General features: G+C 63.7%; 23 protein-coding genes and 1 tRNA gene. 17 read left to right on the top strand and 7 right to left on the bottom strand.

Going from position 1 to position 20,246, the window contains the following annotated elements; genetic code table 11:
• Position 1 precedes the first annotated feature (1 nt).
• The 7 genes from citX to dhbA all read left to right on the top strand — a co-directional run bounded on the left by citX (position 2) and on the right by dhbA (position 7,373).
• Positions 2-550, top strand: a complete 549-nt coding sequence (citX, locus tag SSARUM_RS15445) for a citrate lyase holo-[acyl-carrier protein] synthase (RefSeq protein ID WP_033635185.1) — start codon at positions 2-4, stop codon at positions 548-550.
• The gene (gene citG / locus SSARUM_RS15440; protein ID WP_060430289.1) at positions 531-1,415 is read left to right on the top strand and encodes a triphosphoribosyl-dephospho-CoA synthase CitG; all 885 of its coding nucleotides are present in this window, start codon (positions 531-533) and stop codon (positions 1,413-1,415) included. The genes citX and citG overlap by 20 nt, the downstream gene beginning before the upstream one ends.
• A gap of 25 nt (positions 1,416-1,440) precedes the next feature.
• A complete protein-coding gene (locus tag SSARUM_RS15435; protein ID WP_004940821.1) occupies positions 1,441-2,904 on the top strand; it encodes an anion permease in 1,464 nt (487 codons plus the stop codon).
• Positions 2,905-3,050: 146 nt separating this feature from the next.
• Entirely contained in the window at positions 3,051-4,280 is a 1,230-nt protein-coding gene (agp, locus tag SSARUM_RS15430) for a bifunctional glucose-1-phosphatase/inositol phosphatase (RefSeq protein WP_043147658.1), read from the top strand.
• Between the two features lie 161 nt (positions 4,281-4,441).
• Positions 4,442-5,134 carry a 4'-phosphopantetheinyl transferase family protein gene (locus SSARUM_RS15425; protein WP_080430333.1) on the top strand — a complete coding sequence of 231 codons (693 nt, stop codon included), beginning with the start codon at positions 4,442-4,444 and terminating at the stop codon, positions 5,132-5,134.
• A 189-nt stretch (positions 5,135-5,323) separates the two neighbouring features.
• A complete protein-coding gene (locus SSARUM_RS15420; RefSeq protein ID WP_043147656.1) occupies positions 5,324-6,514 on the top strand; it encodes an isochorismate synthase in 1,191 nt (396 codons plus the stop codon).
• Positions 6,515-6,614: 100 nt separating this feature from the next.
• Complete coding sequence (gene dhbA / locus SSARUM_RS15415; protein ID WP_039565253.1) at positions 6,615-7,373, top strand: 2,3-dihydro-2,3-dihydroxybenzoate dehydrogenase; 759 nt, start codon at positions 6,615-6,617, stop codon at positions 7,371-7,373.
• Between the two features lies 1 nt (position 7,374).
• On the opposite strand, the gene rarD is transcribed toward dhbA, so the two are convergent.
• Entirely contained in the window at positions 7,375-8,253 is an 879-nt protein-coding gene (gene rarD / locus SSARUM_RS15410) for an EamA family transporter RarD (RefSeq protein WP_033647922.1), read from the bottom strand.
• Between the two features lie 139 nt (positions 8,254-8,392).
• On the opposite strand from rarD, the gene alkB reads away from it, so the two are divergent.
• Positions 8,393-9,040, top strand: a complete 648-nt coding sequence (gene alkB / locus SSARUM_RS15405; protein ID WP_060388008.1) for a DNA oxidative demethylase AlkB — start codon at positions 8,393-8,395, stop codon at positions 9,038-9,040.
• On the opposite strand, the gene SSARUM_RS15400 is transcribed toward alkB, so the two are convergent.
• On the bottom strand, positions 9,023-9,958 hold the full coding sequence (locus SSARUM_RS15400) for a LysR family transcriptional regulator (protein ID WP_060388007.1): 936 nt from the start codon (positions 9,956-9,958) through the stop codon (positions 9,023-9,025). The two genes, alkB and SSARUM_RS15400, sit on opposite strands and share 18 nt — an antisense overlap.
• Positions 9,959-10,043: 85 nt before the next feature.
• Between SSARUM_RS15400 and SSARUM_RS15395 the strand changes: the two genes are divergently transcribed.
• The gene (locus SSARUM_RS15395) at positions 10,044-10,673 is read left to right on the top strand and encodes an alanyl-tRNA editing protein (protein ID WP_060388006.1); all 630 of its coding nucleotides are present in this window, start codon (positions 10,044-10,046) and stop codon (positions 10,671-10,673) included.
• Between the two features lie 19 nt (positions 10,674-10,692).
• On the opposite strand, the gene SSARUM_RS15390 is transcribed toward SSARUM_RS15395, so the two are convergent.
• The gene (locus SSARUM_RS15390) at positions 10,693-10,935 is read right to left on the bottom strand and encodes a hypothetical protein (RefSeq protein WP_033635174.1); all 243 of its coding nucleotides are present in this window, start codon (positions 10,933-10,935) and stop codon (positions 10,693-10,695) included.
• Positions 10,936-11,239: 304 nt separating this feature from the next.
• Between SSARUM_RS15390 and SSARUM_RS15385 the strand changes: the two genes are divergently transcribed.
• Together SSARUM_RS15385 and SSARUM_RS15380 are read left to right on the top strand one after the other, a co-directional pair.
• On the top strand, positions 11,240-12,148 hold the full coding sequence (locus tag SSARUM_RS15385; protein ID WP_060388005.1) for a hypothetical protein: 909 nt from the start codon (positions 11,240-11,242) through the stop codon (positions 12,146-12,148).
• Entirely contained in the window at positions 12,126-13,343 is a 1,218-nt protein-coding gene (locus tag SSARUM_RS15380) for an O-antigen ligase family protein (RefSeq protein ID WP_060388004.1), read from the top strand. The genes SSARUM_RS15385 and SSARUM_RS15380 overlap by 23 nt, the downstream gene beginning before the upstream one ends.
• Here the strand turns inward: SSARUM_RS15380 and SSARUM_RS15375 are convergent.
• On the bottom strand, positions 13,273-14,382 hold the full coding sequence (locus tag SSARUM_RS15375; RefSeq protein WP_060388003.1) for a glycosyltransferase family 9 protein: 1,110 nt from the start codon (positions 14,380-14,382) through the stop codon (positions 13,273-13,275). The two genes, SSARUM_RS15380 and SSARUM_RS15375, sit on opposite strands and share 71 nt — an antisense overlap.
• 143 nt (positions 14,383-14,525) lie before the next feature.
• A complete protein-coding gene (locus SSARUM_RS15370; protein WP_060427804.1) occupies positions 14,526-15,161 on the bottom strand; it encodes a flavodoxin family protein in 636 nt (211 codons plus the stop codon).
• A 115-nt stretch (positions 15,162-15,276) separates the two neighbouring features.
• On the opposite strand from SSARUM_RS15370, the gene SSARUM_RS15365 reads away from it, so the two are divergent.
• The 3 genes from SSARUM_RS15365 (at position 15,277) to SSARUM_RS15355 (ending at position 17,254) form a co-directional block, all read left to right on the top strand.
• Positions 15,277-16,173: a LysR substrate-binding domain-containing protein gene (locus SSARUM_RS15365; protein WP_039565277.1), complete on the top strand. Its 897-nt coding sequence runs from the start codon at positions 15,277-15,279 to the stop codon at positions 16,171-16,173.
• Positions 16,174-16,242: 69 nt separating this feature from the next.
• On the top strand, positions 16,243-16,830 hold the full coding sequence (locus SSARUM_RS15360) for a nitroreductase family protein (protein ID WP_039565279.1): 588 nt from the start codon (positions 16,243-16,245) through the stop codon (positions 16,828-16,830).
• 130 nt (positions 16,831-16,960) lie between these two features.
• Positions 16,961-17,254 carry a DUF2623 family protein gene (locus tag SSARUM_RS15355; RefSeq protein ID WP_033647914.1) on the top strand — a complete coding sequence of 98 codons (294 nt, stop codon included), beginning with the start codon at positions 16,961-16,963 and terminating at the stop codon, positions 17,252-17,254.
• 13 nt (positions 17,255-17,267) lie between these two features.
• Here SSARUM_RS15355 and SSARUM_RS15350 read toward each other — a convergent pair whose 3' ends face one another.
• The gene (locus SSARUM_RS15350; protein ID WP_060430288.1) at positions 17,268-17,837 is read right to left on the bottom strand and encodes a helix-turn-helix domain-containing protein; all 570 of its coding nucleotides are present in this window, start codon (positions 17,835-17,837) and stop codon (positions 17,268-17,270) included.
• Between the two features lie 38 nt (positions 17,838-17,875).
• Here SSARUM_RS15350 and SSARUM_RS15345 point away from each other — a divergent pair, with 38 nt between their 5' ends.
• Both SSARUM_RS15345 and SSARUM_RS15340 read left to right on the top strand, forming a co-directional pair.
• Positions 17,876-18,394, top strand: a complete 519-nt coding sequence (locus SSARUM_RS15345; RefSeq protein ID WP_033647912.1) for a GNAT family N-acetyltransferase — start codon at positions 17,876-17,878, stop codon at positions 18,392-18,394.
• 16 nt (positions 18,395-18,410) lie between these two features.
• Complete coding sequence (locus SSARUM_RS15340) at positions 18,411-18,851, top strand: DMT family transporter (protein ID WP_033647911.1); 441 nt, start codon at positions 18,411-18,413, stop codon at positions 18,849-18,851.
• Between the two features lie 56 nt (positions 18,852-18,907).
• Here the strand turns inward: SSARUM_RS15340 and SSARUM_RS15335 are convergent.
• Positions 18,908-18,983 (bottom strand) — tRNA-Asn (locus SSARUM_RS15335).
• A gap of 338 nt (positions 18,984-19,321) precedes the next feature.
• Between SSARUM_RS15335 and nac the strand changes: the two genes are divergently transcribed.
• On the top strand, positions 19,322-20,245 hold the full coding sequence (gene nac / locus SSARUM_RS15330) for a nitrogen assimilation transcriptional regulator NAC (protein WP_039565289.1): 924 nt from the start codon (positions 19,322-19,324) through the stop codon (positions 20,243-20,245).
• Position 20,246 lies beyond the last annotated feature (1 nt).

The raw sequence follows: 20,246 nt of genomic DNA, 5'->3' as shown, positions 1-20,246 counted from the left end.
GATGGCCGCCGTCGATCCCCAACTGGCCGCCGAACGCGCGGTCAGCCTGCCGGAGTTGCTCACCAGCCGCGAATGCCGCCAGGCGCGGCAGCAGGCGTGGCTGGCGCAGCACGAGTGCACGCTGCTGGTGCTGACGCTGGTGGTGCCCGGCCCGGTGAAGGACAGCGCGCTGACGCGCGGCATCTTCAACCTGGGGTGGGCGGCGTTGCTGCGACTGTGCGCCGAACAGGGTTGGCCCAGCCCGCAGGCCGAGGCGCTGGCGCTCGCCACCGGTTGCGAAGGGTTTGTCGCGCTGCGCGCCGATGCTCAGCGGGTGAAGGACTGCGCCATGCAGCTGGAGGTGAGCCGCCCGATCGGCCGGCTGTGGGATATCGACGTGCTGGATACGCAGGGGCGCATTTTGTCGCGCCGCGACATCGGCCTGCCGGAACGGCGCTGCCTGCTGTGCGGCCAACCGGCCAAGATCTGCGCCCGCCAGCGGCGGCACAGCAGCGAGCAGCTGCTGCATGAAATGGAAAGGATGTTCAACGATGCGATCTCTGCCGATTAACCTGCCCGCCCACCGTGCCGAACCGGCCTGCGACTTCGCCCGCGCCGCTTTCCGCGCGCTGCTGGTGGAGGTCAACCTCACACCCAAGCCGGGGCTGGTGGATCGCCATAATACCGGCGCCCACCGCGACATGGATCTCGGGCACTTCTATCGCAGCGCCCGCGCCATCGGCGTGTGGCTGCCGCGCTTTATCCAACGCGGGCGCGAGGATGCCGCTTTGCCGGCAGAGCAGCAGCTGGCGCGGCTGCGGCCGCTCGGCCTGGCCTGCGAAAACCAGATGTTCCGCGCCACCGGCGGCATTAACACCCACAAGGGCAGTGTGTTCTCGCTCGGGTTGCTGTGCACCGCCTTCGGCCGCCTGCAGCAGCAGGGCCGCGCCATCGGCGCCGAAGCGCTGTGCGCCGAGGTGGCGGCGATGTGCCGGGGGCTGGTGGATCGCGAGCTGCGGCGCAACAACGCAGGGCAGACCGCCGGCCAGCGGCTGTTCGCCGCGCATGGGTTGAGCGGCGCACGCGGCGAGGCGGAGGCCGGTTTCCGGCTGGTCATTGACGGCGCGCTGCCGCTGTATCGGCAACGGCTGGCCGCCGATGGCGACGAACAGCGGGCGCTGCTGGACAGCCTGCTGTGGCTGATGGCCCACAACGACGACACCAACGTCGCCTCGCGCGGCGGCCTGCACGGGCTGCGCTGGCTGCGGCGCCGGGCGGCATTGCTGCTGGCGCAGGGCGGCTCGGCGGGGGAAGCGGGCCTGGCGCGCCTGCGGCGCTTCGATGCCGACTGCATCGCCCGCAACCTCAGCCCCGGCGGCAGCGCCGACCTGTTGATAGTGACCTGGCTGCTGGCGCAGCTGGGTGCCCAAGAATAATAACCAAGCCTTCAGGAGAGTCCCCATGTCCCAAACCCAGGAAAAGATCTGGAAAGCGATAGCGCCGCTGGCGGTGCTCGCGATCCTGTTATTGATACCGGTGCCCGACGGCATGCCGCCGCAGGCCTGGCACTACTTCGCCATCTTCGTGGCGATGATCGTCGGCATGATTCTGGAGCCGATCCCGGCCACCGCCATCAGCTTTATCGCAGTGACCGTCAGTGTGCTGAGCGCCAACTGGGTGCTGTTCGGCGCGCAGGAGCTGGCGGAGCCGGGCTTCAAGGCCGGTAAAGAGGCGCTGAAATGGGGGCTGGCGGGCTTCTCCAGCACCACCGTCTGGCTGGTGTTCGGCGCCTTTATCTTCGCGCTGGGCTACGAGGCCACCGGGCTGGGGCGGCGCATCGCGCTGTTCCTGGTGAAGTTCATGGGCAAGCGCACGCTGACGCTGGGCTATGCGGTGGTGATCATCGATATCCTGCTGGCGCCGTTCACACCGTCCAACACCGCGCGCACCGGCGGCACGGTATTCCCGGTGGTGAAAAACCTGCCGCCGCTGTTCGACTCCTTCCCCAACGATCCCTCCTCGCGCCGTATCGGCGGTTACCTGATGTGGATGATGGTGGTCGGTACCAGCATCAGCTCCTCGATGTTCGTCACCGGCGCCGCGCCGAACGTGCTGGGCATCGAGTTCGTCGGCAAGATCGCCGGGGTGCACATCAGCTGGATGCAGTGGTTCCTGGCGTTCCTGCCGGTCGGCCTGCTGCTGCTGATCATCGCGCCGCTGATCTCCTACTACCTGTACAAACCGGGCGTGACCCACAGCAGCGAAGTGGCCGCCTGGGCGGATACCGCGCTGGGGGAAATGGGCAAGCTGACGCGCAAGGAATACACCCTGATCGGCCTGGTGCTGCTTAGCCTGTGCCTGTGGGTGTTCGGCGGCAAAATGCTGGACGCCACCGCGGTGTGTCTGCTGGCGGTGTCGCTGATGCTGGCGCTGCACGTGGTGTCGTGGAAAGAGATCACCAAATATTCCAGCGCCTGGAACACGCTGGTTAACCTGGCGACGCTGGTGGTGATGGCCAACGGCCTGACGCGTTCCGGCTTTATCGACTGGTTCGCCCAGACCATGAGCACCCACCTGGACGGCTTCTCGCCGAACATGACGGTGGTGGCGCTGGTGCTGGTGTTCTACTTCGCCCACTACCTGTTCGCCAGCCTCTCGGCGCACACCGCCACCATGCTGCCGGTGATCCTGGCGGTCGGCAAAGGGCTGCCGGGCGTGCCGATGGAGCAGCTGTCGATGTTGCTGGTGCTGTCGATCGGTATCATGGGCGTGCTGACGCCGTACGCCACCGGCCCGGGGGTGATCATCTACGGCTGTGGCTACGTGAAGTCGAAAGACTACTGGCGCCTGGGCGGTATTCTCGGCGTGGTGTACATCGCCGCGCTGCTGCTGATCGGCTGGCCGATCATGAGCCTGTGGTACTGAGTTGAAGCCACGCGGCCACCGTCCGGTGGCCGCGGTTACGATCCTTTCCCGTGAACCCTGTCACACACTTGTCACACTAACCCCGCCATCATACTCAGGCAAACTCTAACACCTTAAAAATAATCATTTTCCGGGAGCCTCTGCGGATGAGAAAAAAAACCTTATTGCTGTGCCTGCCTTTGTTATTCACCGGGAACGCGCTGGCGGAAGCCGGCGGTTATCAGCTGGAACAGGTGCTGGTCATGAGCCGCCATAACCTGCGCGCGCCGCTGGCCAACAACGGCAGCGTGCTGGCGCAGTCTACGCCGAAGGCCTGGCCGGCCTGGGAAACGCCGGGCGGCCAGCTGACCACCAAGGGCGGGGTGCTGGAAGTGTATATGGGGCACTACTTCAACGCCTGGCTGAAGCAGACCGGCCTGTTGCCGAAAGAGGGTTGCCCGACCGCCGGCAGCGTGTACGTCTACGCCAACAGCCTGCAGCGCACGGTCGCCACCGCGCAGTTCTTCAGCAACGGCGCGTTCCCCGGCTGCGACGTCAGCGTGCACCATCAGGACAAGATGGGCGAGATGGATCCGACCTTCAACCCGATCATCACCGACACCAGCGAGGCCTTCAACCAGCAGGCGCTGGCGGCGATGAACGCCGCGCTGGGCTCGCTGAAGCTGGACGCCTCTTACCAACAGCTGGCGAAGATCATCGACTACAAGGATTCCGCCGCCTGCAAGACCGACAAACACTGTGACCTGACCAAAGAAGCCAGCGTGATGAGCGCGGTGCCGGGCAAAGAGCCGGGCGTCTCCGGCCCGCTGCGGGTGGGCAACTCGCTGGTGGACGCCTTTATGCTGCAGTATTACGAAGGTTTCCCGATGAAAGAGGTGGCCTGGGGCAAAATCGCCACCCCGCACCAGTGGCAGCAGCTGGCGCAGCTGAAAGACGGCTATCAGGACTCGCTGTTCACCTCGCCGGTGGTGGCGCAGAACGTCGCCAAGCCGCTGCTGACCTACATCAACAACGCGCTGCTCGGCGAGCGCAAACCGGACGCGCCGAAGCTGACGGTGCTGGTCGGCCACGACTCCAATATTGCCTCGCTGCTGTCGGCCATGCAGTTCCAGCCGTATCAGCTGCCGCAGCAATACGAGAAAACGCCGATCGGCGGCAAACTGGTGTTCCAGCGCTGGCGCGACGCGCAGAACGACCGTGAACTGCTGAAGATCGAGTACGTCTATCAGTCCACCGAACAGCTGCGCAAGGCGACGCCGCTGACGCTGCAAACCCCGCCGCAGCGGGTAACGCTGGCGCTGAAAGGCTGCCCGATCGACAAAGACGGCTTCTGCGCCTGGAGCGATTTCGAAAAGACCATGAAAGGCATCTTGTAATGCCCAGCCTCTCTCCCGCGCGCGGGGGAGAGGCCTCTCCCCATCCCGGCTAACGCGCCGCCACGCAGGCCTTAACGCCATTTATTTTGCCCAGGGTCATTGTTGCAGGCCGTTTCGGGGGCTAACATCATCAGCCTGCCTGTTTATCATGGATACCGCCGTTGCCCACTTTTATCCGCAATATCGAATTTTTCACGCCGGACGGCTATCCGGGCCAGGTGGCGCGCTGCCATTTTGCGCTGGCGGAGTATCGTGACGAGCGTTTTCCCGAGGCGGGCTTTGCGCTGCCGGATCATCTGGCACGTGCGGTGCCGAAGCGCCGCGCGGAGTATCTGGCCGGGCGTGTTCTGGCGCGGCAACTGTTGGCGCCGCTCGGTTTTGCCGACTTCACCCTGGCGCGCGGCGAAGATCGCGCGCCGCAGTGGCCACCGGGCATCGCCGGGGCGCTGAGCCATAATTCGGATACCGCGCTGTGCGCCGTGCACCGCGAGAGCGGGCTGGGCGGCGTGGGGCTGGATGTGGAGACGCTGCTCTCCGACGTGCGGGCGGAGGAGCTGTGGGGGGCGATCGTTTCCCCGGCGGAGCGCGAGGCGTTACTGCGCGAGGCGTTGCCGTTCAATGAACTGCTGACGCTGACGTTTTCCGCCAAAGAAAGCCTGTTCAAGGCGCTTTATCCGCAGGTGCGCTGTTACTTCGATTTTCTCGATGCGCGCATGGTCGCCGTGGATATGCAGCGGCAGACGTTTGTATTAGCGCTGCTTAAGACGCTGACGCCAAATTGCCCCGCCGGCCGCCGGTTTAACGGGCGTTTTTGGCGTGAAGGTGACGATGTCACGACTTTTATTTTCTGCTAAAACACAATAATAACAGTGTGTTATTTCTTACTTTGCCGTAACGCGGATTTGCCGCAGCGGGCGGAAAGATTCATTCATCGGAGATTGACCCACGGTGGGGATCCGGTGTAATTTATCCTCCTTTTATAGCTAATGATAATTATTCGCATAAACATTATCATTGGTAAGGCGCAACAAAGGAGTGGTCTAGTGGCGACACTGACGACAGAAAACCAAACCTTCCCCGGGTTTGTGTACGCCGAACAATCGACCTTTTTGTACCGGTCCGAATTCCGTTCCCTCTCCGCCGATGGCGTGTTCGAGCGTATCGAGACGCCGGCGTTCGGCGGTGAGCAGGAAGGCAGCGCGCTGGCGCAGCATATCCGCCAGGCGTTGGCGCGCGCCAAAGCCGCCGGCCAGGAGACGCCGGTGGTGGTGGGCGCCATTCCGTTCGATACGCGCCGGCCTTCCAGCCTGTACGTGCCTGAAAACTGCCAGTTTGTCGCCAACGACAGCTTTACCCGCGCCGCGCGCCCGATGCTGCAACAGCCGCATCGCCTGGCCGCCTGCACCAGCATTCCGGACGAGCCGCGCTTCAAGCACGCGGTGGCGGAAGCGGTCAGCCGCTTTAAACAGGGCAAGCTGGACAAGGCGGTGCTGTCGCGCATCCTCGACATCGAGCTGGAGCAGCCGGTGGCGGGCCACCAGATCCTCAATAACCTGATGGTGCAGAACCCGACCGGTTACCACTTTTCCTTGCCGCTGGCCGATGGCGGCGTGCTGATCGGCGCCAGCCCGGAACTGCTGATCCGCAAGCAGGGCGGCGAGATCCACACCAATCCGCTGGCGGGCTCCGCGCGCCGTCAGGACGATCCGCAGCAGGATCGCCTCGGCAGCGAGCGCCTGATGCGCTCGACCAAAGACAAATACGAACACAAGCTGGTGATCGACGACATTCGCCGCCACCTGGCGCCATTGTGCGCCAGCCTGAGCGTGCCCAGCGGCCCGTCGCTGCTCAGCACCGGCACCATGTGGCACCTGTCCACCCGCATTCGCGGCGAGCTGCTGAACCCGAATCTCAACGTGATGCAGCTGGCCTGCCTGCTGCATCCGACGCCGGCGCTTTGCGGCTTCCCGACCGAGAGCGCCCGCCAACTGATCGCCGATCTGGAACCGCACGATCGCGGCCTGTTCAGCGGCATCGTCGGCTGGTGTGACGCCAACGGCGACGGCGAGTGGGCGATCGTCATCCGCAGCGGCCTGCTGCGCGGCAACCGGGTGAGGCTGTTCGCCGGCGCGGGCATCGTCGCCGCTTCGACACCGCAGTCCGAGTGGATGGAAACCGCCGCCAAACTGGGCACCATGCTCAACGCTTTCGGCCTGAACAGCGGCGCGCTGTAGGCCTCTTTGCGGCGCAGTGCGCGCCGCGTCATACGCTTTCGCAGGAGACAACGATGAACAACAACATGACCCGGCAGCGTGCCCGGATGGCGGTGTGCGCATGAGCATTCAAATGGATTTCACCGGCAAACGCGTGTGGGTGACCGGCGCGGCGCGCGGCATCGGCGAGCAGATCGCCCGGCATTTTTTGACGCAGGGCGCCGAGGTGGTGGGATTTGACCGCGAGTTCGCCAACCCGGATCTGCCTTACCCTTGCGTGACGCTGGACATCAGCCGGCCGGAGCAGGTGGAGGCGGTGTGCCGCCAACAGCTGGCGGAGAACCCGCGACTGGACGTGTTGGTCAACGCCGCCGGCATTCTGCGCATGGGCAATACCGAAGATCTGAGCGTGGATGACTGGCATCAGTGCATCAACGTCAACGCCTCGGGAGCGTTTTACCTGTTCCGCGCCGTGCTGCCGCACTTCAAGGCGCAGCGCAGCGGGGCGATCGTCAGCATCGGCTCCAACGCCGCGCACGTGCCGCGCGCGCAGATGGCGGCCTACTGCGCCTCCAAGGCGGCGCTGACCAGCCTGAACCACTGTGTGGGGTTGGAGATGGCGCCGTTCGGCGTGCGCTGCAATCTGGTGTCGCCGGGCTCGACCGACACGCCGATGCAGCGCGGCATGTGGCAGACCGACGACGCGCAGCAACGCACCATCGCCGGCTTCCCCGAGATGTTCAAGCTGGGGATCCCGCTGGGCAAAATCGCCCGCCCGGATGAGATCGCCAACGCGGTGTTGTTCCTGGCCTCCGATTTGGCCAGCCACATCACCATGCAGGACATCGTGATCGACGGCGGCGCCACGCTGGCCGCCTGAGTCAGACCCGCTGGCGGCGCAGCAGGTGCTGCGCACCTTCCGCCGCCAGCAGCAGCACCGCCAGCCAGATCGCCAGATAGGTTGGCCATTCGCTTTGGCCGATGCTCTCGCCGAGCAGCAGCGCGACGATCACCAGCAGCACCGGTTCCACATAGCTCAGCAGGCCGAACAGGCTGAAAGGCAGCAGACGGCTGGCGAGGATGTAACACACCAGCGCCACGGCGCTGATGACGCCGAGCAGCGGAATGCGCCAATACAGCTCGGCATTGGTCGGCAACGCCGCCGCGCCGCCGTCGCCGAAGGCGAACCAGGCCGCCGCCGGCAGCATCAGCGCCAGCTCGCACCACAGCCCGCCGAGATTGTCGGTGCCGAAACGCCGCCGCAAAATAAAGTAGAGCGGATAGCCCAGCGCCACCACCAGCGTTGGCCACGAGACGCCGCCCGCCTGATACAGCTCATTGCCCACCCCCACCATGGCGCACGCCACCGCCAGCTTTTGCAGCAGCGACAGCCGATCGCGGTAGATCAAACGGCCCGCCAGCACCATGGTCAGCGGCAGCAGAAAATAGCCGAGCGATACGTCGAGCGCCTTGCCGTGCAGCGGCGCCCACAGGAATAACCACAGCTGTACCCCCAGCAGCGCCGAGGTGAGCAGCAGGCCCAGCAGACGCTGCGGCCGTTGGCCGATCCAGCCCAGCGTGTCGCCCACTTTGCGCCAATCGCCGGACAGCGCCATGAACAGCGTCAGGAACGGCAGCGTCAGCAGCGTGCGCCAGCCGTAGACCTGCTCGCCGTTCAGCGGGGTGAGGGTAGAGGTGAAGTAATACATCGCGCCGAACAAGATGGAGGCGACGACCGAGAGAGTGATGCCCTTAATCACACGCATTCCTGGTGAGTGATTGATTTTATGGCGGCTACTGTAGAGAAATTTGCCGCCAACGACAATGGCGTTGCCGGGCGCTGGACAATCGGCGGCGGCGGGTTACAATGATTACTGTGTATTCATACAGGTTTTGGCGATGACAATCGATCTTTTTGAAGACGCGCTGCCGCCGCCGTGGCGCGAAGAGATCGCCCCCGGCGCGGTGGTGATGCACGGCTTCGTGCGCGATCACGGGCCTGAATTGCTGGCTGCGGTGCAGGGCGTCGTCGCCCAGGTGCCGTGGCGGCATTTGACCACGCCCGGCGGGCACGTGATGTCGGTGGCGATGAGCTGGTGCGGCAACGGCTGGACCAGCGACAGCCGCGGTTACCGCTATTCGGAACGCGACGCGCGCAGCGGCAAACGCTGGCCGGCCATTCCGCCGATCCTGATGGCGCTGGCGGACGAAGCCGCGCAGCAGGCGGGCTTCGGCCGCTTCGTGCCGGATTCCTGCCTGATGAACCGTTACGATCCGGGCAGCAAGCTGTCGCTGCATCAGGATAAAGACGAGCACGACTTCGGCGCACCCATCGTTTCGGTGTCGCTCGGGCTGCCGGCGGTATTTCAGTTCGGCGGCCTGCAACGCAGCGACCGGGCGCGGCGCATCCCGCTGGCGCACGGCGACGTGGTGGTGTGGGGCGGCCCATCGCGGCTCTGTTTTCACGGCATCCTGCCGGTCAAGGAAGGCTATCACTCGTTGGTGGGGCCGCACCGCATCAACATCACGCTACGCAAGGCGCTTTAGCTGCGGCTCCTGCGCCAGGCAGGCGACGAGATAGTCGATAAACACCCGCAGTTTGGGCGGCAGATACTGGTTAGGCGCGTAAAGCAACCACAGGCCGCCGTGATAGCTGCTGAGGAAATCCCATTCCGGCAATACCTGCACGATCTCGCCGTCGTCGAGCGCCTGGCGGGCGGTAAAATACGGCAGGCTGCCGATGCCGATATGCTGTTTCACCGCGTCCAGCCGCACGCCGGTGTGGTTGGCGGCGTAGCGGCCGCGCACGTTGACCGTCACCGTTTTGCCGCTGCGGCGGAACTTCCATTGCGCGTCGCTCGGCGTTTCGCCCAGATAGATGCAGCTGTGCGCCGCCAGATCGTGCGGGTGCTGCGGCGTGCCGTGCTGCGCCAGGTAGTGCGGCGTGGCGCACAGCAGATGGTCTATTCTCATCAACTGGCGGCCGATCAACCCGGGCGATGGGCGATCGGTAATGCGCAGCGCCAGATCGACCCGATCGTCGATCAGATCCATGTAGCGATCTTCCAGCCGCAGCCGCACGTCCACCTTCGGGTAGCGGCGCAGGAACTCCGGCATGTGCGGATGCAGCACGAAGCGCCCCACCGCCTTGGGCACGCTGACGCTGACCAATCCTTCGGGCTCCGCGGCGCCGCGCCCGCCGATCGCCATAACCGCATCGGCGGCCGCCAACAGGGTGCGGCAGTGCGCATACGCCTCTTCGCCGCTTTCGCTCAGCCGCAGTTTGCGGGTGGTGCGGTGCAGCAGCTGCAGCGCCAGCGCCTGTTCGAGCCTTGCCACGCTGCGGCTGACGGCGGAAGGCGAGGTGCCAAGTTTACGGGCGGCGGCGGAAAAGCTGCCGCTCTCTACCACCTGAACGAAAACGGCCATTTCGGGCAACAGCGCGTAAGAAAGATTTGTGCTCATGGCGCAAAGGTCCATTGTGATGACGGCGGATTATCCATCGATTATGACATGAATATAATGGCTCTTCGAACCGAGGAGAAAAATGATGACCGAACGACGTTATTACTACAGCGACGATGTACAGGGCCAGGCGCAGGTGTTGAGCTGTACGCCGGCCGAGGCGGGCGCCTACGCCGTAGAGCTGGACGCCACGCTGTTCCACCCACAGGGCGGCGGCCAGCCGTCCGACGTGGGGACGTTAGGCGGCGTCGCCGTGCTGCGGGTGCAGCAGCAGGGGGATACCGTGCTGCACTTTACCGCCGCGCCGCTGCCGATCGGGCCGGCTACGCTGCAAATCGATGAGGCGCAGCGTCGGCTGCACGCCCGCTGGCACTCCGGTGGGCATCTGATCGGTTGGCTGGGCGAAAGCCGGGGGTGGCGGCCGGTCAAGGCGCATCATTGGCCGGGGGAGGGGCGCATCACGTTCGCGCCAGGGCCGGATGCGCAGACGATAGAAGCGGACTTTTTGCAGGCGGAGCTGGCGCGCTTGATCGCCGCCGATCTGCCGCGCCGCCAACAGGCGGTGGACGGGATGCGGCAGGTCGGTTTCGGCGAACTGCCTGCCTACGGCTGCGGCGGCACCCATGTCGCCACGCTGGGCGAGGTGGGCGCGATCGCTATCACCGGCGTAAAGATGAAGAAGGGGCAGCTGATCGTGCAGTATGCGCTGAGTTGAATTGAATAAGGGGGGCGGCTCAGCGCCCGGCCTGCCGCAGCTGGGTGCAGAACGCGCATTGGCATCCCGCCACCGGCACCGCCGCGCAGCTGCCGATGTTCACCGGCTGGGCGTCCATGGCGTGAAAGCCGTAAAACAGATTTTCGATGTTTTGTTCCGCCGCGCGCGCCTGTTCCGGGCGCGGTTCGGGCACTTTCGACTGAAACGCCGCGGCCTTACCGGCCAGCAGGCAGAGAAACAGCAGCGACAGCTGGATTTTCATCGTCGTCTTCCTTTGGCTAAAGTTATGATACGTTATAACAAAACCCCATCAATGCCAAGCGGCGGCGCTGCCGCCATTCACGGTATTTTTACGCACGGCAACAGTTCCTCATTCAAATAACACTTCGACACATTTCTTGCCGCTACGCTGACTAATAATTCAAATTACAAAAATTGCCTCACTAAACGAATATTTAGATACTCGCTGTGCGGCCTGGCCAGTGCTGACACGTTTTTAAATTCTGAGCATACAGAAAGATGCCTCTGTAGGTATCGTCACGCACTCTGGACAGGACATCGCCACCATGGGCTCTTTTTTTAAGCAGATCTACCGCTATTCCCACGCGCGCCCTTATCGGCATAACGAAAACCTCTGGCCCTACGTGAAGATTGCGCGCGGCGAGGGCGGTGAAATCGCCGCCTTATGGTACAAGCACCGGCCGGTGCCGATCGTCCCGCTGAGCGAACTGCGCAACAGTTGCCGGGGGCCGGCGTTGTTGACGGCTACCGGCCCGTCGGTGAAGGCGCTGCGTTTCGAAAATATTCCCGCCATGCCCGCGATCGGGGTCAACGGCGCCTATTGCCTGCATCGGCAGGTGGATTTTCACTTCTACGTCATCGTGGACATGGGGTTTATCGATAACCGCCCGGAGATCGTGCGCGATGTCATTCAACGGCCGGCGCTGACGCTGTTCACCACCGTGCACGGCGTGGCGCGCATTCTCGATCGTTTTGGACAGGCGGCGATCGGCTGCCGATTGGCGATTGTCGAAGACGCGGCCTGCAAGATTTACCGTCCCCGGATCGACAGCGGCGCGCTGTGGGATCACTACTGCCGGGAAAACGGGGTGGAGTTTTGCATCGCGAACCGCACGCTCGGCTTCAGCCAGGATATCCGCTGTGGCATTTTCGATGCCGGCACCGTGGCCTATTGGGCGCTGCAAATCATCGCCTATCTCGGCTTCAAGCAGCTGTTTATCGCCGGACTGGACATGAACAACTTCCACCAGCCGCGCTTTTACGAAACCGAGCAGGATCGCTTGCCGACGTTCCTGGCGGACAAGGTGGCGTCGCTGGTGATCCCCGCTTTTCGACACGCCGGCGCGATCATGAAAAAGCAGCAGATCGCGATTAAAAACCTCTCCCTGCACAGCGCTATCGGCAGCGATATCTTCGAGAAGGTGGACGGCAATGTTTACTTTCAGCAAGCCTGAGCGGTGTTATCGCTTTGGTAGCGCGCTGTTTTTAGCCTTCGCGTTTTTCAGCGCGATCTTTTGCGGGCAGACCCGCGTCAATAACCTGTTTCATCTGGCGGCGCTGCTGTGGCTGGCCGCCGTGTTCACCTGGCCGCCGCTGCGGCGGCAGCTGTGGGACAATCGTCAGGCGCGCAGGGGCGGCGGGCTGGCGCTGATATTTTTGCTTTATTATTCCCTCAGCGAGCTGTGGGGCGAGACGCCGGGCGACATGCCGTCGGCCCTGACCCACAGCGCTTATATCCTGCTCTATCTCGCCTGGCTGGTGACGCTGCTCGACGGTGAGCGGCGTCATCAACTGCAGTGGGCGATGCTGGCCGGCATGACGGCGCTGTGCTTGTATCTGACGCTGGTCGACGCCCCGTCGATTTATCATCTGCGGGAAACCACCGCCCGCAATCCGGGGCCGAGCAACGTGATCGATCTGGCCGGTTACGCCGCCATCGCCATTTTGTTGAGCCTGATGATTTTCCGCGATACCGGGCAAAAAGCGGCGCTGTGCTTTATCCCGCCGCTGCTGGCATTCATGGTGCTGACGCAAAGCCGCGGCCCGCTGATCGCGCTGGCGCTCGCGGTGGTGGTGGCGATGCCTTATCGACACCGGCCGGGACGGTGGCTGTGGTTTCTGTTGCCCGGCGCGCTGGCTGTGGTTCTCGCCGTCGTTTACAGTGCGATCGGCGAAATGTTGCTGACGCGCTTTGGCGAGCTGTATCAACAGAGCTTTGTTCGCATCAGCATCTGGCGCCACAGCCTGGCGCTGATAGAACAGGCGCCGTTCTTCGGCTACGGCTTTGACAAGCAGCTTAACTTTCTCAATTACACCGGCGAGTTGAACCACACCACGCACAGTCTGTACCTCGGCGCGTTGCTGAAGGGCGGCTGCGTGGGTTTCCTGTTGCTGCTGGCGCTGCTGGGATACGGCGCGCGGCTCGCCATCGCACACTGGCGCGCAGGGCGGCGCTGGGAGGCGGGCCTGTTTCTGTTTATGCTGGTGTTCTACAGTTCGCAGGGCATGTTTGTGATCGCCAATCCGGCGGAGTTTTGGTACCTGTTTTGGCTGCCGCTGGCGTTGCTGCTGTCGCAGCCTAAACGGATCGGGACTGTGCGGACGGCAGCGCCGCTAGCGTCTTCTCCAGCACCTGTTCCGCCGCGATGATGCTGAGCGGTTGGCGTCGCTCAGCGGCACTCAGCGCGACGCTGTCAACCGGCACGTGCATCACCTGATGCCGTTCGCTGTCCTGATAGGGGCCGGTATGCCGCGGGTTAGCGGTGACGAACAGGCTGACGGTGGCGGTTTTCAACGCCACGGCGAGGTGGAGCGGGCCGGTATCGCCGGTCACCAGTACCTGCAGATTGGCGATCGTCGCCAGCAGTTGCGGTAGCGTGGTCGCGCCGATATGGCTTACTACCCGCTGTTGCTGCGCCTCGCTCAAACCCGCCATAAACTCCCGCTCGAGGCTGTGCTCCGCCTTGCTGCCAATCAACGCGATCTGACAGTCGGGGGAGTGCGCCAGCAGCCGTTGCGCCAGCTCAATAAAGCGGTCGACCGGCCAGCGGCGCAGCGTTTCGGAGGCGCCCATCTGAAAGCCGATCAGGATCTTGCCCGCCGGTTTCGCCAGCGCGGGAAAAGCGACCGGGATGAACATGTCAGGATTGTCGGTACGGCATCCCAATTGCCCCACCATATCCAGCTTGCGCTGAATCAAATGGCCGTCGCTGCTGTGGCTGACGCCGGTCAGCCAGCGCTCCATGCCGCTCGGTTTGTTGCCGTAAACGTCTTTGAACAGGTATTGGCAACCGGCGGCGATGGCGACCAGCACATCGTAAGGCGCCTTCGAGTGCAGGATGACCGCCAGCTGAGGCCGGTTTCTTCGCAGGCGCCGGATAACGCCCAACATGTCTTTGGCCTTGTGGTCCCAGTAAATCACGTCATGAAAGCAGGGGCTGCCTTCGACCAGCTGCCGGTTTTTATGGCTGGAGACCAGCGTGATTTGCGCGCCGGGATAGCGTTCGCACAGTGCGCGGATGGCGGGCGTATTGAACATCAGATCGCCGAGGGCGCTGGTGGAGAAAATCACGATGCGTTCAAAGGATTGCTGCGGATCGAAGCTCGCTGCGGGCCGGAAATTGCCCGCGATGCGGGTATAGAGACATAAACAGGCGTTGGCCGCCGCTATTTTCCACTGTTTAGACATTGCAGTTCGCTTCCGCTTGAGATCGGCGGCCACCGTCTGGCGCCGCGTCGTATCATACAAGCGCGGCAACGGCGGGCCAATGGCCCGCAACAGATTGCGACAGATGCTAACGTTATGCTTGCAATTGCCTCCGGGCGCCGCGCTTACTCCTCCCACACCTGCGTGCTGCGCGGGCTGTCCATCTGATAATCCGAATAGGGGCGAGTGAAAAACTCGCGCCCCAGCTCGCGGGCGGCCTGCAGCGGATTGCGTGGATCGCGGGCGATCTCGCCGCGCTGATTGCCGGCGCCGTGCACCAGCCCAACGAATGCGGAATGGGTGTAGCGGCTGAACTCCTGGATCTGATGTACGATGCCCAACGCCGCGCCGGGGTAGGTCTCTTCCGACGCTACCGCCAGCCCGATGCGTTTGCCGCTCATGCGTTGGTGCACCTGTTCCGCCTGAGGGTAGGCGTTGGAATAGAAGCTGAACGAGCGATCGAAAAAGGCCTTGGTTTGCGCCGACATGCCGTACCAGTAAATCGGCGTGCAGAATACCGCGCCGTCGGACGGCAGGAAGTGCTCCAGAAACAGTTCGGCGTAGCGATCGGCCGGCGGCGGCGTATGGCGCTCATCGCTCAGAAAACTGCTCAGGTAATCATCGAGAAAATGCAGGCTGGCGGACGTGCCGGCTTCGGCGGCGCCCGCCATGATCGCCTGCGCCAGCGTGGCGCTGTTGCCGTCGCGGCGCGGGCTGCCGACCAGCACCACCAAACGTTTGGATTGATGAGTTGTACTCATGTCATGTTCCTCGGTATGAAGTGAATTCAGCTCTACTCTAGAAACAAGTAGTGGCAGGCGACAAATGACGGCTTTTCTGCCAGGATGAGCTCAACTCATCTCTAGAGGTTTCGCCATGTTCGCCACGCTGCCCGTCAACGCATTACGCACCTTTGAATCTGCCGCTCGCCTGCGCAGCTTCAAGCTGGCGGCGGCCGAGCTGGCGGTGACGCCGACGGCGATTTCGCACCAGATCAAAGCGCTGGAGCAACAGTTGGGGTTTGCGCTGTTCGAGCGGGTGCCGCGCGGCGTGCGGCTGACGCCGAAAGGCGAAACGCTGTTTGCCGGGGTGCACGGCGCGCTGCTGGACGTCGCCGCTACGCTCGAAGGCCTGCGGCCGCAGCCCAGTACCGGATCGCTGTGCGTCTCGGTCACGCACTCTTTCGCGGCGCTGTGGCTGGTGCCACGCCTGGGGCGTTTCTACCAGGCCTACCCGCACTATCTGGTGCGCCTGGAGGCCTGCGCCGAGGTGATCGATCTGCAGCAGGACGCCAGCGTGGACGTGGCGGTGCGCTACAGCCGCGCGCACTATCCCGCGCTGCATCAGACGGCGCGGCTGGAGGAAAGCTTTGGCGTCTACGCGGCGCCGGGGCTGGCCGCCGCCGAACCGGAAAACCCGGTGCTGATCACCGTCAAATGGGGGGATTCGGCGCTGTACGACAGCGGCTGGCGCGACTGGTGCCGGGCCGCCGGCGTGGACTGGTGGCAGCGCCATGCGGCGATGCGCAGCTATCACGAGGAGCATTACGCCCTGCAGGCGGCGGTGGCCGGGCAGGGGATAGTGCTCGCGAGCTCGGTGATGGTGTCCGATATGGTGGACAACGGTCTGCTGGTGGCGTACCGGCCGGAGGTGCGCGTACCGGGCGCCGCGTACAGCGTGCTGTGCGCGCCGGGGCGCGAGCGGCATCCGCCGGTCAGGGCGTTTCTCGCCTGGCTGCAGCAGGAGCTGCCGCAGGGCAATGGCACGAAATAAAAGTTTTATCGCCCTAAGCTGTGGGAATATCAGCGAACTTTTGTTTTTACTTCACTGCGAGAACCGACTATGAACCAGCCAAGAACTTCCGATTATCCGATTGATGCGCAATTTATCGAACGCTGGTCGCCGCGCGCGATGGCCAACGACGCCATCGACGATCAAACGCTGCTGAGCTTTTTTGAAGCGGCGCGCTGGTCGCCTTCGGCCTACAACATTCAGCCGTGGCGCTTTGCCTATAGCAAGCACGGTTCCGACAGCTGGGAGAACTACCTGGAATTCCTGATCGACTTCAACCGCGGCTGGGCGCAGCACGCCTCGGCGCTGGTGGTGATCGTCTCCAAAACCACCAGCCTGAACGGCGAACGGCTGGTGGACAACCCGACCCACGCGTTCGATACCGGCGCCGCCTGGGCCAGCCTGGCGCATCAGGCGCACCTGAAAGGCTGGCTGACCCACTGCATGAGCGGCATTCACCACGACAAGATCAAAGCGGCGCTGCAGCTGCCGGACGACTATGCGGTGCACGCCATGGTGGCGATCGGCAAACCGGGTGACAAAGCCCGCCTGCCAGATTTCCTGCAGGAAAAAGAGGCGCCGTCGGGCCGCCTGCCGCTGGGCAAGACCGTCAGCGAAGGGCTGAATTTCACGCTGTGATCGCCCGTTCTTGCCGAGGCCCGCTTGGCGGGCCTTTTTTATGCGGCGAGTAAAACTTAGGGAGTATGTTCTCGTTCGCTCATTCGCTGTATATTTTGTTATATAGCGATGGCGTAATGAGGAGGAAACCGTGGTTGACCATTTTGGCAAAGGGCTGTTGGCGGGGTTAAAGGCGGAGAGTCTGAAGCCGGAGACGGAGCTGTCGCGCTTTTGCTCCGACTACAAGCGCGGCTTTGTGCTCGGCTATGCGCACCATTTGGCGCAGCGCTGCGGCGACGAGAATCGGGCGGCGTTCGAAGCCGGGCAGCTGAGCCGCGCCTATGGCCTCGGCAGCGAGCCGATGAGCGAGTTTTTTTCCGGCGGCGACAGCCGGCTGGCGGAGAAGTTTTTCCGCGCCGGCTATAACCGGCCGACGCAGGGCTAGCGCGGGCGGGGCGTCAGGCGGCGCTCAGCACCGCCACCATATACACGCACGGTTGATCGCTCTGGTTTTCAAAGCGGCAGTCCGCCGGTGGGCCGAGCTCCAGGCAGTCTCCCTCGGCCATGTCATGGCGCGCGTCACCTTCCACAAAGACCAACTCGCCGGATAAAACCCAGATCAGCTGACGCTTGAAGGCATACACCGAAGCCGGCATCGGGATCGTCGCGCCGGCCGGCAGTTCGATACGCACCAGATCGAGCGGCAGATCGGTGCGCGGCGACACGTGGCGCCGCACGTAGCCGCTCTGCGGATCGACCCAGACCGGCTGATCTTCCCGGCGCAGCAGCCGGCCTTCCTGCGTTTCCGCCCGGGCGATGAGCTTGGACATGCTGAGGCCGAACGCCCCCGCCAGCCTGGCCAGCAGCATCGCCGTCGGGCTGCTCTCGCCGCGCTCGATCTTATGAACCATCGCCCGTGAGACGCCCGCCTGCTCGGCCAGATCGGACAGCGACCAGTGGCGCGCCTCGCGCTCAAGGCGAATGCGTGCGCCGATCAGCTGATTTAGATTGTCTAATTTAATATTCATATCGTAGTATTATAGTGGACAATTAGCCGGGGTAAACCATGATTATACGAAATGCGACGCTCAACGATAGCGCGGCGATTGCCGCCATCTATAACGACGCGGTGTTGAACAGCACCGCCATCTGGAATGAACAAACCGTGGATGCGGCCAACCGCGCGGCGTGGATCGGCGAACGGCAGGCGGCGGGCTACCCGGTGCTGGTGGCGGTGAACGGCGCGGACGAGGCGATCGGCTACGCGTCGTTCGGCGACTGGCGCGCCTGGGACGGCTATCGCCATACCGTAGAACACTCGGTGTATGTCCATCAGGCGCATCGCGGTGAAGGGATTGGCAAAGCGCTGTTGATCGCCCTGATCGCACGGGCGCGGGAGATCGGCAAGCACGTGATGGTGGCCGGTATCGAATCCGGCAATCAGGCCTCGATTAAGCTGCACCTGGCGCTCGGGTTCCGCGAGGTGGGGCGCATGGAGCAGGTGGGCGCCAAATTTGGTCAATGGCTGGATCTGACTTTCCTGCAGCTGACGCTCGACGAGCGGGCCACGCCGCCGGCGCGCTGATCCTGGAGACAGGGCGATGAATATGCTATTGCTGCTGATCGCGGCGGGAATGGGGCTGGTGGTGCAGAATCTGCTGATGGTGCGCATTACCGAAAGCGTCTCGACCATCCTTATCACGCTGGTGATCAACTCCAGCGTCGGTTTGCTGCTGCTGGTGGGGTTGTTGCTGGCCAAAAACGGCCTCGGCGCGGTGGCGGAAGTGACCGGCGCCGCCAGGTGGTGGATGCTGCTGCCGGGGCTGTTGGGATCGCTGTTCGTGTTCGCCGGCATCCTGGGTTACCAAAAACTGGGCGCGGCGGCCACCATCTCGATCCTGGTCGCCAGCCAGCTGTGCATGGGGCTGCTGGTGGACGTCTACCGCGCCGGCCCGGCGGCGCTGCGCGACAATCTGCCGGCGCTGTTCGGCGCCCTGCTGCTGGTGGCGGGCGCCTATCTGGTGGCGAAACGCAGCTTTTGACGGCGGCAGAAAGCAAAAAGCCCGCTCGGGTTTCCCTGAGCGGGCTTCTCTAAATATGGCTCCTCTGACTGGACTCGAACCAGTGACATACGGATTAACAGTCCGCCGTTCTACCGACTGAACTACAGAGGAATCGTGTGAACGGGGCGAATAATAGCGGGGCGGTTGCGGCTTGTAAAGCGTGAAAGCGCCCGATGCGCTCGTTTGCTGCAAGATTGCCCAACCTGCTGCTTTTTCTCGCTTTTGTCGCTTATCCCGCGCGCAGCGCCGCCGGATTGCCCGTTGTTTGGCGCATTTGCCTGCCGATGGTGCAACGGCTGCCCTGCGCGGTGGCGTGCGCCGCCCGGCGAACGGCTGTTGGCCGCCGTATATCCCGCTTCCGTGGCCGTTTACCGATTCTGGCCTGGATCTTGCTGTGGTTGCCTGACCGGATTTCGGCATTCTCAATTTAGCGGCTCGCTGGAGGCACTATGAATTTCAGACGTCTGAAGTACTTCGTGAAAATCGTCGATATCGGCAGCCTGACCCAGGCGGCGGAGGTGTTGCACATCGCCCAGCCGGCGCTCAGCCAGCAGCTGGCGACGCTGGAGGGGGAGCTGAAGCAACAGCTGCTGATCCGCACCAAGCGCGGCGTGCAGCCGACCGAGGCCGGCAACATTCTGTATGCCCACGCGCAGACCATTCTGCGCCAGTGCGAGCAGGCGCAGAGTGCGGTCAACAGCGCCGGGCAGGCGATGAGCGGCCAGGTGTCTCTCGGGCTGGCGTCGGGCAGCACAGCGGCGCAGCTGGCGTTGCCGCTGCTGCAAAGCCTGCGCGATCAGCAGCCGGGTATCCTGCTCAGCCTGCATGAAAACGGCGGCGCGACGCTGGCCGGGCAGGTGGCTAACCAGACGCTGGACATGGCGATGGTCTACGGCGCCAAAATGCCCGCCGGGCTGCACGCCATCGCACTGATGCGAGAAGATCTTTATCTGGTGGCGACGCGCGCGGTGCCGCATCCCGGCAACAGCGTCGAGCTGCTGGACGTGGCGCGGCTAAACCTGTTCCTGCCGCGCGAGGGCGATGCGGTGCGCAATCAGCTGGAAGAGGCGATGGCGCTGCGCAAGCTGGCTGTCAACGTGGTGGGAGAGATCGAATCCTCGGGCGCGCTGAGCGCCGCGATCGCCAGCGGGCTGGGGGCGACCGTGCTGCCGGAATCGGTGGCGCGCGCGATGATCGGCCCGGCCAAGGCCTGGATGGCGCGCATCAATGCGCCGACGATGTCGGTGCCGCTGTCGCTGTGCATGTCGGGCCAACAGGCGCTGTCCGCCCCGGCGCTGCTGGTGAAAGACCTGCTGCTGTCGATCGCCGGCGGCCGCAGCCAGGAGAAACGCGCGCTGGCGCTGGTGCGTTGAG

It is taken from the genome of Serratia sarumanii (assembly GCF_029962605.1).
In the GTDB taxonomy this organism is placed as follows: Bacteria; Pseudomonadota; Gammaproteobacteria; order Enterobacterales; family Enterobacteriaceae; genus Serratia; species Serratia sarumanii.
Note: the sequence above shows the minus strand (reverse complement) of the source record. Positions and strands in the feature narration are given on the sequence as shown.